Source organism: Massilia sp. UMI-21, from assembly GCA_015277795.1.
Classification (GTDB): Bacteria; Pseudomonadota; Gammaproteobacteria; order Burkholderiales; family Burkholderiaceae_D; genus Telluria.
Window position 1 is genome coordinate 3504732 of record CP063848.1, and the last position, 14949, is coordinate 3519680.

The 14949-nt window shown below is 61.7% G+C and carries 13 protein-coding genes and 1 pseudogene; 10 read left to right on the top strand and 4 right to left on the bottom strand.

Features of this window, described 5'->3' with window-relative positions; all coding sequences use genetic code 11:
• Window positions 1-3: 3 nt before the first annotated feature.
• From IM543_15365 to IM543_15410, 10 genes and pseudogenes are all read left to right on the top strand, one after another.
• The gene (locus tag IM543_15365; protein ID QOY92966.1) at window positions 4-1419 is read left to right on the top strand and encodes a TolC family protein; all 1416 of its coding nucleotides are present in this window, start codon (window positions 4-6) and stop codon (window positions 1417-1419) included.
• A 16-nt stretch (window positions 1420-1435) separates the two neighbouring features.
• Entirely contained in the window at window positions 1436-2827 is a 1392-nt protein-coding gene (locus IM543_15370; GenBank protein ID QOY92967.1) for a copper oxidase, read from the top strand.
• Window positions 2828-2889: 62 nt separating this feature from the next.
• On the top strand, window positions 2890-3333 hold the full coding sequence (locus tag IM543_15375) for a DUF411 domain-containing protein (GenBank protein ID QOY92968.1): 444 nt from the start codon (window positions 2890-2892) through the stop codon (window positions 3331-3333).
• A gap of 30 nt (window positions 3334-3363) precedes the next feature.
• Window positions 3364-3726 carry a copper-binding protein gene (locus IM543_15380; GenBank protein ID QOY92969.1) on the top strand — a complete coding sequence of 121 codons (363 nt, stop codon included), beginning with the start codon at window positions 3364-3366 and terminating at the stop codon, window positions 3724-3726.
• A 65-nt stretch (window positions 3727-3791) separates the two neighbouring features.
• Entirely contained in the window at window positions 3792-4157 is a 366-nt protein-coding gene (gene copC, locus IM543_15385; GenBank protein ID QOY92970.1) for a copper homeostasis periplasmic binding protein CopC, read from the top strand.
• 130 nt (window positions 4158-4287) lie between these two features.
• Window positions 4288-5100, top strand: coding sequence for a CopD family protein (locus tag IM543_15390; GenBank protein QOY92971.1), 813 nt, complete (start codon window positions 4288-4290; stop codon window positions 5098-5100).
• A 26-nt stretch (window positions 5101-5126) separates the two neighbouring features.
• On the top strand, window positions 5127-5570 hold the full coding sequence (locus IM543_15395; protein QOY92972.1) for a nuclear transport factor 2 family protein: 444 nt from the start codon (window positions 5127-5129) through the stop codon (window positions 5568-5570).
• 162 nt (window positions 5571-5732) lie between these two features.
• Window positions 5733-7004: pseudogene (locus tag IM543_15400) on the top strand (IS66 family transposase).
• Between the two features lie 390 nt (window positions 7005-7394).
• A complete protein-coding gene (locus IM543_15405) occupies window positions 7395-8015 on the top strand; it encodes a cytochrome c (GenBank protein QOY92973.1) in 621 nt (206 codons plus the stop codon).
• 93 nt (window positions 8016-8108) lie between these two features.
• On the top strand, window positions 8109-8672 hold the full coding sequence (locus IM543_15410; GenBank protein QOY92974.1) for a DUF305 domain-containing protein: 564 nt from the start codon (window positions 8109-8111) through the stop codon (window positions 8670-8672).
• A 305-nt stretch (window positions 8673-8977) separates the two neighbouring features.
• On the opposite strand, the gene IM543_15415 is transcribed toward IM543_15410, so the two are convergent.
• The 4 genes from IM543_15415 to IM543_15430 all read right to left on the bottom strand — a co-directional run bounded on the left by IM543_15415 (window position 8978) and on the right by IM543_15430 (window position 14901).
• A complete protein-coding gene (locus IM543_15415; protein ID QOY92975.1) occupies window positions 8978-10780 on the bottom strand; it encodes a 2Fe-2S iron-sulfur cluster binding domain-containing protein in 1803 nt (600 codons plus the stop codon).
• On the bottom strand, window positions 10777-11469 hold the full coding sequence (locus IM543_15420; protein QOY92976.1) for a PepSY domain-containing protein: 693 nt from the start codon (window positions 11467-11469) through the stop codon (window positions 10777-10779). Before IM543_15420 ends, IM543_15415 begins: the two co-directional genes overlap by 4 nt.
• 103 nt (window positions 11470-11572) lie before the next feature.
• Complete coding sequence (locus IM543_15425; GenBank protein ID QOY92977.1) at window positions 11573-14281, bottom strand: TonB-dependent receptor; 2709 nt, start codon at window positions 14279-14281, stop codon at window positions 11573-11575.
• Window positions 14282-14571: 290 nt separating this feature from the next.
• Window positions 14572-14901, bottom strand: coding sequence for a four-helix bundle copper-binding protein (locus IM543_15430; GenBank protein ID QOY92978.1), 330 nt, complete (start codon window positions 14899-14901; stop codon window positions 14572-14574).
• Between the last annotated feature and the right edge of the window lie 48 nt (window positions 14902-14949).

The window sequence follows — 14949 nt, forward strand, 5'->3', positions numbered from 1 at the left end:
CCAATGACAATAAAGCCACCAATTCCTTCACTGCGTGCCATTGCTGCAGGCGTTGCGGTCCTTGTTCTGAGCGGTTGCGCTACCTTCTCGAAGGACGGCGGCCTCGACGCAGTCTCGGCTTTGACGGCCGAGCGCACAGGCCAGGACATCCGTCTCTCGAAAGCAACTGGCGAGAGCGAGCCTGCGCAGGCTGAGCTTGCTGAAATGCTGAAGCAGCCACTGTCGGCCGACAGTGCCGTACGTATCGCCCTTCTCAACAATCGGGGCCTGCGTGCCTCGCTCGCCAACCTGGGTGTAGCCGAGGCCGACCTCGTGCAGGCGGGCCGCATGAGCAACCCAAGCTTCAGTTTTGGGCGCATGTCGGGCGGCGGAGAGACCGAGATCGAGCGCAGCGTCATGATCGACCTGGTCGGCCTGGTCACCATTCCACTGCGCCGGGATATCGAATCGCGCCGCTTCCAAAGCGCCAAGCTCGTTGCGGCGACTGAAGCGGTTCGTCTGGCTGCCGACACACGCAAGGCTTACTTCAACGCCGTGGCGGCTGTGCAGGCGGCGCGGTATGCGGAACAGGTCCGCGACGCAGCCCAGGCAAGTGCCGAACTGGCGCAGCGCATGGCCAAGGTCGGAAACCTCAGCGCCCTCGACCAGGCACGCGAGCAAGCCTTCTCCGCCGAGTCAACAGCGCAGCTCGCTCGAGCCCGCCACAATGCAACGGCCGCGCGCGAGCAGCTCACGCGGCTGATGGGCGTCTGGGGAACCAACACGGCTTATCAGCTCCCGGACAAGCTTCCGGAACTGCCGGCAGCTCCGCGCGATGCCACCAATATCGAGGCAACCGCAATGCAGCAGCGTCTCGACGTGCGCCTGGCAAAGCTGGACACGGAGGCGACCGCGCGCGCGCTGGGGCTGACGAAAGCCACGGGATTCGTGAACGTCCTCGACGCCGGCTACGTCAACTCGAGCAAGTCGGGCTCCCCGCGCGAGAACGGCTACGAGATCGAACTGGCCCTGCCCCTCTTCGACTGGGGTGGCGCGCGCACCGCCAAGGCCGAGGCGCTCTACATGCAGTCGGTGCACCGCACAGCGGATACCGCCACCGTCGCCCGCTCGCAGGTGCGCGAAGCCTATTCGGCCTACCGGACCACCTACGACGTCGCCAGGCACTATCGCGACGAAGTCGTCCCACTCCAGAAAAAGATCTCCGAAGAGACCCTGCTCCGCTACAACGGCATGCTGATGAGTGTCTTCGAGCTGCTGGCCGACGCACGCGCCCAGATTACCGGCGTGAACGCTGCCATCGAAGCGCAGCGCGACTACTGGATCGCCGAAACCGATCTGCAGGCTGCCATCAGCGGAAGCGGAGGCTCTTCCGTCTCACTGGCATCAAGCTCTTCTGCCGAAGCAGCCCCGGAACATTAAACAAGGAATTAGCAATATGAGTTCTCGTAGAGATTTCTTCACCGGTGCCGCGGCGCTGGTCGGTGCCGGGCTGGTAAGCCGTGCAGGCGCCGCCACGCTGCCGGAGGCGCCGATCATGACCACCGCTGCGACGCAGCCACCGCTGCTGCCTCCTAACGGCCGCCCGTACAACCCGGTTGTCACCCTGAACGGCTGGTCGCTCCCCTGGCGCATGAACAATGGCGTCAAGGAGTTCCACTTGATTGCCGAGCCGGTGGTGCGTGAAATCGCCCCTGGCATGAAAGCCAATCTGTGGGGCTACAACGGCCAAAGCCCGGGGCCGACCATCGAGGTGGTCGAGGGCGACCGCGTCCGTATTTTTGTCACCAACCGCCTGCCGGAGCATACGAGCATCCACTGGCATGGCCAGCGCCTGCCGAACGGCATGGACGGGGTCACCGGCCTGAACCAGCCTGGTATCCAGCCCGGCAAGACCTTTGTCTACGAGTTCGTGGCACGGCGTCCTGGCACCTTCATGTACCACCCGCATGCGGACGAGATGGTGCAGATGGCGATGGGGATGATGGGGTTCTGGGTAACCCACCCGAAGAATCCGAAGCACCACGCGGTGGACCGGGACTTCGTGTTCCTGCTGAATGCCTACGACATCGAGCCCGGCAGCTATACGCCACGGGTCAACGAGATGCTCGACTTTAATATCTGGACCTTCAACAGCCGCGTCTTCCCGGGCATCGACACGATGAACGTCCGCCAGGGCGACCGCGTGCGCATCCGCACGGGCAACCTGACGATGACGAACCACCCGATCCACCTGCACGGCCACGAGTTCGAGGTGACCGGCACCGACGGCGGCTGGACGCGGCCCGAGTCGCGCTGGCCCGAGGTCACGACCGACGTCGCGGTAGGCCAGATGCGCGCCATCGAATTCGTTGCGGACGAGCCGGGCGACTGGGCATTCCACTGCCACAAGTCGCACCACACGATGAACGCCATGGGCCACGACGTCCCGACCCTGATCGGTGTCGACCATCGTGGAGTCGCCGAGAAGATCACCAAGCTTATCCCCGACTACATGGTCATGGGCGACAAAGGCGGTTCGATGGGCGACATGGAGATGCCGATCCCGGAAAACACCTTGCCGATGATGACTGGCCAGGGTCCGTTCGGCGGCGTCGAGATGGGCGGCATGTTCACGGTCCTGAAGGTTCGCAAGGACCAGAAACCGGGCGACTATCGGGATCCGGGCTGGTACAAGCATCCCTCGGGCACGGTTGCCTACGAGTGGAAGGGAGAACCGCCGGCTGCCGTGCGCAGCCAGACGGCCGGCGGCCAGGCCATGCCCGCCGTGAAGCCGGCGGACATCGAGGTAACCGTTCGTAAGCCGACTGGCCACCAGGGTCATCACTAAGCAAAATACGACATCAACTCAGGTACCACTCGGGTACCGACCAGGTACGAAAGGACTGTCTCATGAAGCGACGATTATTCAGCCAGGTTGCACTCGCAGCTGCATTATTCACGCCCGTATTTGCGATGGCTGCCGCCCCCATCATCGAGGTGTTCAAGACCGAATCATGCGGGTGCTGCGGCGCCTGGGTCGAGCACCTGAAAGCGAATGGCTTCGCCACGCGTGTCGTCAATGTCGAGAACCCGTCCGATTACCGGGAACGTGGCGGCATTCCGGACAAACTCGGCTCCTGCCACACCGGCATGGTCCAGGGCTACGCCATCGAAGGGCACGTTCCTGCAAGTGACATCAAGCGGCTGCTCGCACAGAAACCAAAGGCCAAGGGTCTGGCCGTTCCTGCGATGCCGCTTGGCTCGCCCGGAATGGAAGGCCCGCGCAAGGATCCGTATGACGTCCTGCTGGTACAGGCCAATGGTCAAACGAAGGTCTTCAAGCACTACAACTAAAACTAACTACAACCCAAGAAAGGAATCACCATGAACGCAATTTCGAAACTGGTCATTGCTATCGCAATGACCGCAACGGCCTCCATCGCGACCGCCCAGCAAGGCGCGCACAGCGGCCACGGTTCCCACGATGCGCATGCCGCACATGCTGGTCACCAGGCCGCGGCGCCTGCCGAGCTGACCGATGGCGAAGTCAAGAAGGTCGACAAGGAAACCGGGAAGATCACGCTGCGTCACGGCGAGCTGAAAAACCTCAACATGGCGGCGATGACCATGGTCTTCCGCGTCAAGGACCCTTCCATGCTCGACCAGGTAAAGGTCGGCAGCAAGGTCAAGTTTGCAGCCGACCGGGTGAACGGCGCCGTAACGATCGTTCAGCTTCAGGCTCCCTGATAAGCAGGCCCATTGATCGGGTCCTGCGTGTCAGCACACGCGCAGGGCCTTAACAGGAGAATCAAATGAAAGCAAAAAACCTGTTTGTGTCTATCGTGGCTGCAGCCGGATGCGTATTGGGCGCCTCGGCGCTTGCGCATACGAAGCTGGAGTCCTCCATGCCACAAGCAAATGCCGTGGTCGCCACGGCCCCCACCCAGGTGCGCCTGCAGTTCAGCGATCCGCTCGAGCTACCGTTCAGCAAGGTCAAGCTGATAGACGAAAAGGGTGCTGTCGTCGAGGCGTCTAAGATTGCGGCTGATGGCGCCAATCCCAAAGCCCTGGTTGCCACCGTCCCTGCCCTGCGCTCGGGAGCTTATCGCGTCCAGTGGAGCACCGTCACGCGCGATGGCCACAAGGTCAAAGGCGAGTTTGCCTTCCGGGTAAAGTGACGTGGAGTCAGACATTGCACTGGCCCAGCGGCTCGCAACGGTCGTCCTGAACCTGTCGGTGTCCATACTCGTCGGCGCCGGCGCCGCAACACTCTGGCTTCGCAGAGCGAGCTCGCCCTGGGCGGCCGGCATGGTGCCTCGCCTGCACAGGGCGATGCTTGCCTGTTTCGCGACAGCGACGGTGTCCTATATTGCGGTGCTCTGGCTCGAGGCAGCGTCGATGGCGGAGGTGCCGGTAGCAGAGGCATTCCCTGCCGTTCAGTCCGTTATCACGGCAACGCACTACGGCTACGCCTGGATGCTCGGCGCCGCAGCGCTGATCGTCGCCTGGGTCACGGCTGCAGTACGACCGGGCGCCCTGGGCCTTGGGCCGGCCTCCGTGCTACGGCTCGCCGCGCTGGGACTGTTCCTGTACAGCCGCAGCATCGTCAGCCACGCCGGCGCCGCAGGAGATTTCACCTGGGCAGTCGCCGTCGATTGGGTACACCTCGTCCTGATCAGCGTTTGGGTAGGCGAAGTGATCGTCGCCGGCCTGATTACCCTGCGCCGGGAGCCCGCGCCCGGACAGGAGAACCGTATTGAATGCGCACGCTACATCGAGGCGCTTTCGACCTCGGCAACTGTCGCGCTGGTCGGTATCTTTGTTACCGGCGCCCTGAGCGCGTGGCGGGGAGTTGGAAGTCCAGACCAGGTCTTCGGCAACCCCTATGGAACCATGTTGCTCATCAAGGTCGGGCTGGTCCTTTGCGCGGCGGCGCTTGGCGGCATGAACCGCTTCGTCGTCATGCCTGCGCTACTCGCCCGGCTGTGCGGCACCCGGGCACCTGAACCAGGCGCCACCCGCAGGTTTGCACTTGTCCTGCAAGTCGAGGCGATCATCCTGCTGGCCGTTATTGTCGCGGCCGCCATCTTGAGCTCTACTCCCCCCCCAACGGCGTCGTAAGACACCTTCAACCACAAGGAATAGCAATGAGAATCCAATCCACGGCCGGAGTCCTGCTCGCAACAGCACTATTCGCAACATCTGCTGGCAGTCTTGCAGCGACGCCGAAAGAGACCCTTGCGGCCTTCCATGCGGCCCTTGCCAGTGGCGACAAGGCAAAGGCAACCAGCCTGCTCGCACCTGAGGTCGCGATCTACGAGGCTGGTCATGTGGAACGCTCGCGTGAGGAATATGCCGGCCACCACCTCGGTGGCGATATGGAGTTCGCGAAGAGCGCGACCCGCAAGGTGTTGAAGCAGACCGAACGCATCGATGGCAAGACGGCGATCGTGTGGGAAGAAACCGAAACAACGGGAACTGCCCGCGGAAAGCCGGTTCACGTGTTTGGCACGGAGACGGCAGTCCTCGAGAAGAATGGGGATCACTGGACGATTGTTCACGTCCACTGGTCGTCACGTAAGGCGAAGTAGTCGGCGCCCGAGCGACCGTGGATTCTACGCCTGGCTTGGCGTCTCGACGCTGGCAGCTTATGGAAGGGATACCATGCCAAGCTGTCCGCCAGGCGTCGTGTCGCTTGGAGTAACGCGGAAATGAATGTGTAGACCTGCCGTGGTCCGCGTAAACTTCGACACATGCTCAACGCCGTCTTCCTGCCCGACGATATCGCTGCCTTGCAAGCCATGCTGCGGGCGAGCGAAGTCCGGGCGGCACAAAGCGTAGCGCGTGCGGCGCATCTGGGCGCCGAGCTGTCGACGCGCACCGCCGAGATCGAGCATCTGAAGCTGGTGCTGGCCAAGCTGCGGCGGCAACTTGAAACACCTGGGCGAAGACGTGTCGACGCAGCTTGCATACGTGCCAGCCGGCTTCCGCGTAATTCGCCATGTACGTCCCACACTGGCCTGCCGGGCCATCGAGTGCGGCCTGGCCGGCCCTGGCTTGCTGACCCACGTGCTGGTGGCGTAGTTTGCCGACCATCTGCCACTGTACCGCCAAGGCGTGATCTACGCCTCGCGAAGGGGTCGAGCTCGAACGCAGCCTATTGGCCAGCCGGGTCGGCGCCGCTGGCACGCTGCTGTGTCCCCTGGTCGATGCACTGCGCCGCCACGTCTTCGCCGCAACGAAACTGCATGCTGACACGCCGCTGCCGGTGCTCGCTCCGGGCAACGGCAAGACCCGCACGGCGCGCCTGTAACCCTATGTGCGCGACGACCGTACCAGCGGCGATGCTGACCCGCCAGCGGTGTGGTTCGCTTACTCGCCCGGCCGCAAGGAAGAGCATCCGCAAGGTCACCTGGCCGATTCCACGGCGTGCTCCAGGCCGATGCCTATACCGGCTTCAATGCCGTGTACGACACTGGCCGCGTCCGCGAAGCTGCGTGCTGGGCACACGCACGCCGCAAATTTATGACTCGCACGTGGCACGGCTGAGATCGCTCATCACCGAGGCGCTGCGCCGGATCGGCGAGCTGATGCCGTCGAGGAGAATACCCGAGACAAGCCGCCGGACGAACGACGTGCCGCACGCCAGTTGCACGCGAAACCGCTGCTCGACCACCTGGAACGCTGGCTGCACGTCACACTCTCCACGCTGTCGGATAAATCCGATACGGCAGCGACAATCCTCTATGCCCTCAAGCTCTGGCCGGCGCTAACCCGGTATGTCGACGGTGGCCACATCGAGATCGACAACTCGGCCGCCGAGCGGGCGCTACGCGTGTCGCGCTGGCCGGCGCAACTTCCTGTTTGCCGACGCCGACAGCGGCGGCGAACGCGCCGCTGCCATATATGGGCTGATTGGTACGTCCAAGCTGAACGGGATCGACCCCGAAGCCTGGGTGCGTCATGTGCTGACGCATATCGCCGATCATCCTGCCAATCGGGTCGGCGACTTCCTGCCCTGGAACTGCGTCGCCATGCCCGCCGGCTGCCCTCCGCTTCCCAGCGGCGTAGAAAGCCTCATCGCAATTTTGCTCTCGATGCTCGAGACGGCGCTTAGAGGACGATTATGCACAATGCGCAAGACGCAAAATGTCATTCGCGAACAGTGCGGCCTGGGTGCAGAAGTTCTGTTAAGGTTGCCATTACCGCAACAGTGTGCAGTGCGCGGCCCCGATGCCTGTTTTCTGAACAGGCGCCGCGCTTCGGACGGCAGCCGATACTGTGCGGGGAAGCGGACACGCATCCGCGACCTCAAGGCATTCCACAACTTCGATATGACCAGATGCGACGGTCTGGACGTATGGGCGCGCCTGCTATTGGTTCGACCTCCCAAGAAAATTGCCTAGGAGAGAAGAATGAAAGCTTCTGGTAAGGAAATTTTGACGACTTCCCTTGTCACAATCGCAGTCCTGGTCGTTGTTGCTGCCGCCGTCCTATGGTCGGGTGCCTATAGTTTTGCAGCAGACGTGCGCCACTCAAGGCCAGTGCTTTCCATGATCGAGTTTGCCCGCGATCGTTCAATAAGCGTCCGTGCCGATGACATCAAGGTGCCGCCACTTGGAGAGCAGGAGCTGGTCACCAAGGGGGCGGGTAATTATGAGGCGATGTGTGCGCAGTGTCACCAAGCACCGGGAAAAGGGCCTACGGAACTCAGTCGGGGCCTATATCCGTCGCCGCCTAACTTGGTGCGCCATCCCGTCGAGCCGGCCGCTGCGTTCTGGATCATCAAGCATGGTATCAAGGCGTCCGGCATGCCGGCATGGGGAAAAAGCATGCAGGACCGCGATATCTGGAGCCTGGTGGCCTTCTTGCAGAGGCTTCCGTCGATGGACCAGGCTGCGTATCGTAAGCTTGTCAAGCAAAGCGGTGGGCATTCGCATGGAAGCGCGTCGAGCGCTCGGCGCGACGACGGTTCGGCGATGCAAGGTGCCGGACATGGGCCGAATGAACAGAGCGAAGGCGTGCATGCGCATTAAACGACGCGGCATCGAGCTGGCCGGGCCCGGCCCGGCCCGGCCCGGCCGCCAGGATTACAGCAAATCAGGATCACATTGACATCAGGAGGCTTTATGGACAAGCAAGGGCACGATATGCACATGGGAATGGGTTGGGGAAAATTTGCGGCAATGATCGTCACCTCAGTGGTCATCATGTTCTTCCTGATGTATCAGCTGGTGTACGTGTTCGATCATGTCTTTTTCGCCGTCAACCGGCTGGTCGCGTCTCTGGTGATGGGCTGTGTCATGACCGTCGTGATGCTGGGTTTTATGTGGTCGATGTACAAAGGCACACGTACCAAAATCACGGTCGTGGTGGCGGCGGCTATCGCAGGCATTGCATTGCTTGCTGCGAATCGGGGCCAGGTTTTCATCGATGATGTGAAGTTCATGAAGTCGATGATTCCCCACCATTCGATTGCCATCAACAACGCTCGCAAGGCAAGCATCAGCGACCCGCGCGTGCGCAAGCTGGCGGACAGCATCATTGCTTCCCAAGTCAGGGAGATCGCTGAAATGAAATTGCTCATCCAGGATATCGAGAGCAAGGGAAAGCGTGGCAACACCGTGCTGCCCGCCCGCTCCACCGAGCTGACACCCGACATGGAGCGGCAAATCAGGGAAGATGTGCAATAGGGCGCAGGCGTTAATGCAGGTCCGGCCAGATGGCAGGTTTGTCAGATCAGCGCGACACCACTGCTCGACGATCTGGATCGATGGCTGGGCGCCTCACTCAAGTAATTCTCGCGCAAGTCCGATTCCGCCGCACCGCTCCACTATTTCATGTGACGCCCCCTCGGTTCAAGTGGTTGCTCGCCACATCCACTTTGGCGCATGGATGCCGTTACCGGTGGGGGCGTCCATCCTATTGCTCTTAAGCCGTTGTGTCCCTATTGGGGATGATGCGACGGTTTTAAGGTAGGCACAGTCAACACGAACACTCAAATTTTGAAGTCGTCGTAGGCCACTCGTGCGTCTTCAACGCCTAGTCCTCGAAGCATTTCACGAGTCGCAGAAAGCATCGCCGGCGGACCGCAGACATAAAATTCCAGCGAATCTACAGTCGGGTGCGTGCGCAAAAGACCCGTCAGCACCGCCTCGTGCACTAGTCCAATCTGGATGCCAGGCTCGTCGCTTTCTCCCGACAACACCAGATTCCAATCGAAGTTCGGATACTTCAAAGCGAACTCCCGCATCTCTTCGACATAAGGAGCATCGCGGCGGCTGCGTGCGCCGTACCAGAAGTGCAGTGGCTCCGTTGCGCCCTTTGCCAGCAGCTCATGGATCATTGCGCGCAACGGCGCCATGCCGGCACCACCACCAATGAACACCTTCTCGCGCGCGCCTTCCTTGAGGGCGAAGTCACCAAACGGGCCGCTGAAACGCAATTCATCGCCAACCTTCAACGTGTACATGTAGCCTGATCCCCTGCCCGGCTTCGGACCAGGTACGAAACGGACCAGGAAAGTCAGTTGCCCGTCGCAGCGTTCGAGCGGCACTGCCACCGAATACGAACGGCGAACCGGCGCATCGTTCGCGAGCGCTGCCAGAGTGCCCACTGTCCGCCAGTCCTCATGATGGTCCTCGGGAATCTCGAGATGGGTGGCATCGCGCTCATACACGGGAACATGGACCTGGACGTATGAGCCTGGACGACACGCTACAGGTTCATTCGGACGCACCGTTATCTCACGCAGGAAGGGTGACAGGGGTTTGACGCTGGTGACAACCCCTGCCCGCTCGTCGGCCAGGGCCGTGGCGTCCCCAACGTCGATGTCGAGGCTGCGCTTCACTGGCAGGTTGCAGGCCAGACGGTAACCCGCCTCGAGCTTAGCGGGCGACAGCAGCGCGCGGTCGGCGTCTGTCGGTGCGGGTACATTTCCGACGCACCGGACTTCGCACAGGCCACAGCTTTGTCCGCCGCCGCAATTGGACGGCAACTGCAGGCCGGAACGGGCAAGCGCCTGGAACACCGTGTCGCCCTGTACAGCATCGATCGAACGCTGCGGCCTCCCGCTAGTGTCGACCAGGTTCACGGTCCGGCTTCGACGCCAGCGGCTGGGGATGAACTCTGCCAGGCGGACGCTCACGAACAGCAGCCATACGCCCGTCAAGGCCATCCACAAGCCGCCGATCGCGCTCGCGACCAGCAAGGGGTTGTTGAAGTTCGTCCGCTCGCTGTAATCCATGATATGGAGCATCCAGAACAAGTCGAAGAGGCGCCAGGTACTATTCCGATGTTCGAGCACGGCGCCCGACTTGCTCGACACATAGACCGACGTCTCGTCGGCATCATCGAAGTCGATGCGCCAGACCGGTTCCTTGTGCTTGCGGGCTTCCAGCGTGTAGGAAAAAAGCCGAGGCGCGCCGGCTTTGCCGGGGCCGGAGTAAGACGCCCGCGCGATCTTTGCGGCGAGCTGCGCGTCGACCACGATGGCGGCTCCGTCGCTCGCGCTCACCAGCCAGCTGCGCTTGTCGTTTTGCAGGCGGTAGACAGGCTGGTCGAGCACCCAGCCCGAACTGATGGTCATGATGCTTTCTTTTGTGTCGGCCACCACCGCGTCCGTGCTCATGACATCGCGCGGCCATGCCGGCGGCGCCGGCGGCTTGACGCGAAACTCGCGTCCGGCAACCTTCTCCGAGTCGAGCACGCTCATCATGGCCCCGCTGGCCGTCCATAGCGCGAACTGAATCGCCAGGATCAGACCCACCCACTTGTGAAGGCGTCGCATCCAGTGGCTCATACCGCCTTCCTTCGCGTGAAACTGTAGAAGAGCAGCCAGGCTCCGCTCAGTGCGAACGCCAGCCCGGAGATCGAGGCGACGCGCAGGAGCGTGTTGTTCACGTTCTCGCGTTCTTCGTAATCCATGATGTGGAACATCCACAGGAAATCGAACCACCTCCAGAGTTCATGGCGCCGCGCGACGAGGTCGCCGGTAAAAGGCGAAAAGTACAGCGTCGTCTTACCCGGCTCGTCGTAATGGACCGCCCACAGGGGCACAGGTCGTGCACCGACTTCCTGAGGTGCTTTGGTGACCCACTCGACGCCCCGGATGCTGCCTTCGCCGACATAGGCCGCATCGGCGAGCGCGACGACGTCCTCGCGGCCGAGAGGGCTGAGCTTTTTGCCGTCGGCGGCGTCCACCAGGGTGGTCTGCTGGCCCTGTTTGATTTCGTAGGCTTCCTTCCCGAGCAGGCTCTTCATGCGGAGGGAGGTAATGCCGGGGTAGCGCTCGTGCAGGCGTGCCTGGGTGATGCGGGTGGCCGACGGGTTGAGCCGTTCGGTGGGCACATGCGCTAGATGGTCGCCGTGGACGACCTCGAGAGGGACGACGACCATGTACAGGCCGCTGATCATCCAGAGCAGTGCCTGCACCCCAATGACAAGTCCGATCCATTTATGAGCGCGTCGCACCCAGAAGGCTATTTGCATAGTGTTCGTGTTTGAGTTGTGTTACCCGGCAGGGCAGACTGTCCACCGCGCGGCCGCCGCGCATTATGCACGCGCAGCGGCCTGCCTTGCTATTACCTGATGCCTAAAACTTGTAGCCGAGGCGAACGTGCCAGCGGCGACCGAGCAGGTCGTAGGTCATCGTGTCGGTGTTCCCGTCTGTCCAGCTCTGGATATACGGGGGGCGCTTGTCGAACAGGTTGTCGATGCCGACCGAGAGTGCAACCGCCTTGTTGAAAGCATATTTCAGGCTGGCGTTGTGGTAGGCGATGCTCGGCGCGCGGGAGCCGATATCGCTTGGCGCGGCATTGATGTCCTCCGCATTGCCGATGTACTGGACCGTATAAGACCCAGACCATGGGCCGTTCGACGTGGTCAAGGACGCTGTCGACCGCCATTTAGCGTAGCTGCCGCGGCCGCCCGTGATCTTGCCGGCATACTCGATGACCTCACCGCCAGGGAACGGCGTCACGTCGAACTCGCTGAGACGGGAAACATCCGCCGTGACCGACGACGACCACCCGAACAGGTTGAAGTCATACATGGCACCAAGGTCGATCCCGGCGACGCGCTGCTGCGCCGCGTTCTCGGGCTGCGACGACAGGAAGTTGATTTCACCCGTGCGTGGATCGCGCGTAAAGCTCTGCGGCCCGCAGAAGATGTGTGCCAGCCCCGGCGAGTTGTAGCAGACCGAGAGTTTGGTCGAGCCGGGGACCGTTTCGATCGCGTTATTGATCTTGATGTTGAAATAGTCGAGCGTTAGCGTCAACGCCTTCGACGGCGTCCAGACGGCGCCGACGGTGAACGTGTCCGCCTCTTCCGGTTTCAGGTTCTGGTTGCCGCCGCCTGTCGTCAGAATGGACGGTCCGAATTGCCGGAATCCGGCAGGCAGGCCAGACGCCTGGCAGTTCTTGTAGACCGCGGAGTTCGCATCTAACGTATTCCAGTTGTTGCATGGATCGGTCGTCGTCAGGTTACCCTCGGAGACACCGCCGAACAGTTCAGGGACATTCGGCACGCGAAATGCGGTCGACCGGTTGGCGCGCATTTTCAACGTCGGGATGACCTGCCAGTCGAGACCGAGCTTGTAGGTGGCCTGCGACCCGAACAGGCTGTAGTCGGAGTACCGCGCCGCGGCGTTCAGGGTCAGGGAATCGACCAGGGGCAGCTTGGCCAGCAAGGGGACGGCCAGCTCTGCGAAGACCTCGCGCGCGCTGTACTCGCCGGCGATCGCATCCTGGGCAGGCGTATTGGCGGCGCCCGACACGATCAGGGCGTCCGGGTCACGCCATCCGCGCTCCTGCCGGTACTCGAAGCCGGATGCAAAACCGACAGCCCCCGCTGGCAACGAGAACACCTCGCCACTGATGCTTGCATTGAAGCTCTTCTGGTCGTTCCCACCATGGTCGCGGGTCGTAAAGTGGATGTATTCGAGCACCGCTGGGCTGAGGTTGCCGTAGCCAAGATAGTTGCCGCATGGGGCTGCGGCCGGCCCCCTGCCGCAGGTTGCGGCGTTGAGCGTCGCATCGACACGATCGAGGTTGATAATGTTCGTCATGCCGTCAACGCCGGTGTTTCGTCCCCAGTTGAGGGATGCCGACCAGTCCCATTTTTCCCCGATCTCACCCTTCAGTCCGGCGAGCACCCGGAAGGTGTTCGTCTCCTGGAAGAAGTAGCGGGGGCCGACTTCTGCCACGCGGCGCCGCTCGAGTGTCAGGTTTTGACCGGTGGGATTGGTAGGATGGCCTGCAGCGATTTCAATCGGCCGGTAAACGCCAATCGCACCGGGCGTTGCAAGCTGCCTGGACTGGCGGTTGGTGAACATGAGCTCAGTGAACAGGTCGACCTTGTCGTTCAAGCGCACATTGCCGAAGGCGCTGGCGCCGACGCGCTTGATCGGGTTGACTGCATTGAGGAAGGGGTTGCTGTTATAGGCGTGCCTGGCCGCGCTGTAGGTCTCGAAACCGCGCGGATTGCCGCTCGGGTCCTGGTTGAAATTCACCCGGCGGCCATCCGCCAGCCGCGCGCGTCCGCCGATAGTGGACGAGCTGCCCGAGCACACCAGTTCGCCCTCGTCTTCGAAGAGCGAGCAAGGCGCGCGCGAGGCAAGGTTGACCGCTTCGCTCTCGGAATAGTTCAGGGATGCCATCAGCGAACCGCGCTCGCTCCTGGTGCCCCAGACGATGTCCGCCGACTTCTCGGCGCCGTCGCCGCGCTCGGTCTTCCCGTAACGGACCGACGCTTCGACGCCGTCCATCGCCTTCTTGGTAATGATATTGACGACGCCGGCAACCGCATCGGCACCGTAGATGGCCGATGCGCCGTCCTTCAGCACCTCGATCCGTTCGATCATCGCGACGGGAATCATGTTCAGGTCGACCGAGCTGTTCGCACCCGTTCCGCCTGACACGACGCGGCGACCGTTCAGGAGCACGAGGGTGCGGTCGATCCCAAGGCCGCGCAGGTTGACCTGGGTGGTGCCGTAGCCGTTGCTGGTCCAGTAGGCGCTGGTCTGGCTGCCCGCCGTGCCGGCAGAGGACGGAAGTCGCTGCAAAAGTGTTTCGATCGAGATTGCACCGGAGCGCTGGATGGTTTCCGCATCGATCACGGTGACCGGACCAACGCCGGAGACTTGTTCTTGTCGCAGGTTGATACGGCTCCCGGTAACCTGAACGCGCTGCATTCCTGCCGGTTCAGCGGTTTCGCCTGTGGCTGGCTGTTGTGCATATGCGCTCTGCTGCAGAACAATCAGTGCAAGCGCGGCAGTCGTTCTTGGGACGTACTTGTAAGCCATTTACCCTCCGGGTTTATTTTTGTAGGAGCTACTGAACTGAAGCCGACACATTTCCGAGGCTGCGGGACCAAGCCGGAGCCGGAGACCCGACAGCCAACCTGTCTATACATATTGCCACCTTTCCAATGTAGCCAGAAGTCTACACGTTGGCAATAAAAATGTGTTTTTACAACACCGGGCCATATAAGATTCTTTTGCGCGCAAAAAGGCCGACGCATATTCGCGTCATGCATAAGTGTGAAGAAGTGCTAAACGACTGCCCAGAACAGCGGCAGTCGCCTCGATTCAACTCAAGCGGATGCCATCTGACGGCACTCGGCGGCACACTTGCGGCATGCGGCAGCGCATTCCTGGCAATGCTGCATTTGATGCTTGCCGCACTCTTCCGCACACATGTCACAAAGCGACGCGCATGCCTCGCAGATAAGCTTTGCAGCTTCGCTGCCCCTTGCCATCATTGCCGCAGCCAACCGGCACAGTTGCGCGCAATCGATGTCCAGGGCGATACAACGCGCCATCATCTTTACGTCATCCTCCTGCAGACACGCTGCCGCACACATGTCGCATGCGTTAGCACAATCGTTGCACGCTTCAATACAGCTCTCGTAGTGTTTATGCATGATGCTCTCCTAAAAAAAGTTGGTTTCAGTGTCGCCCACAGGACATCC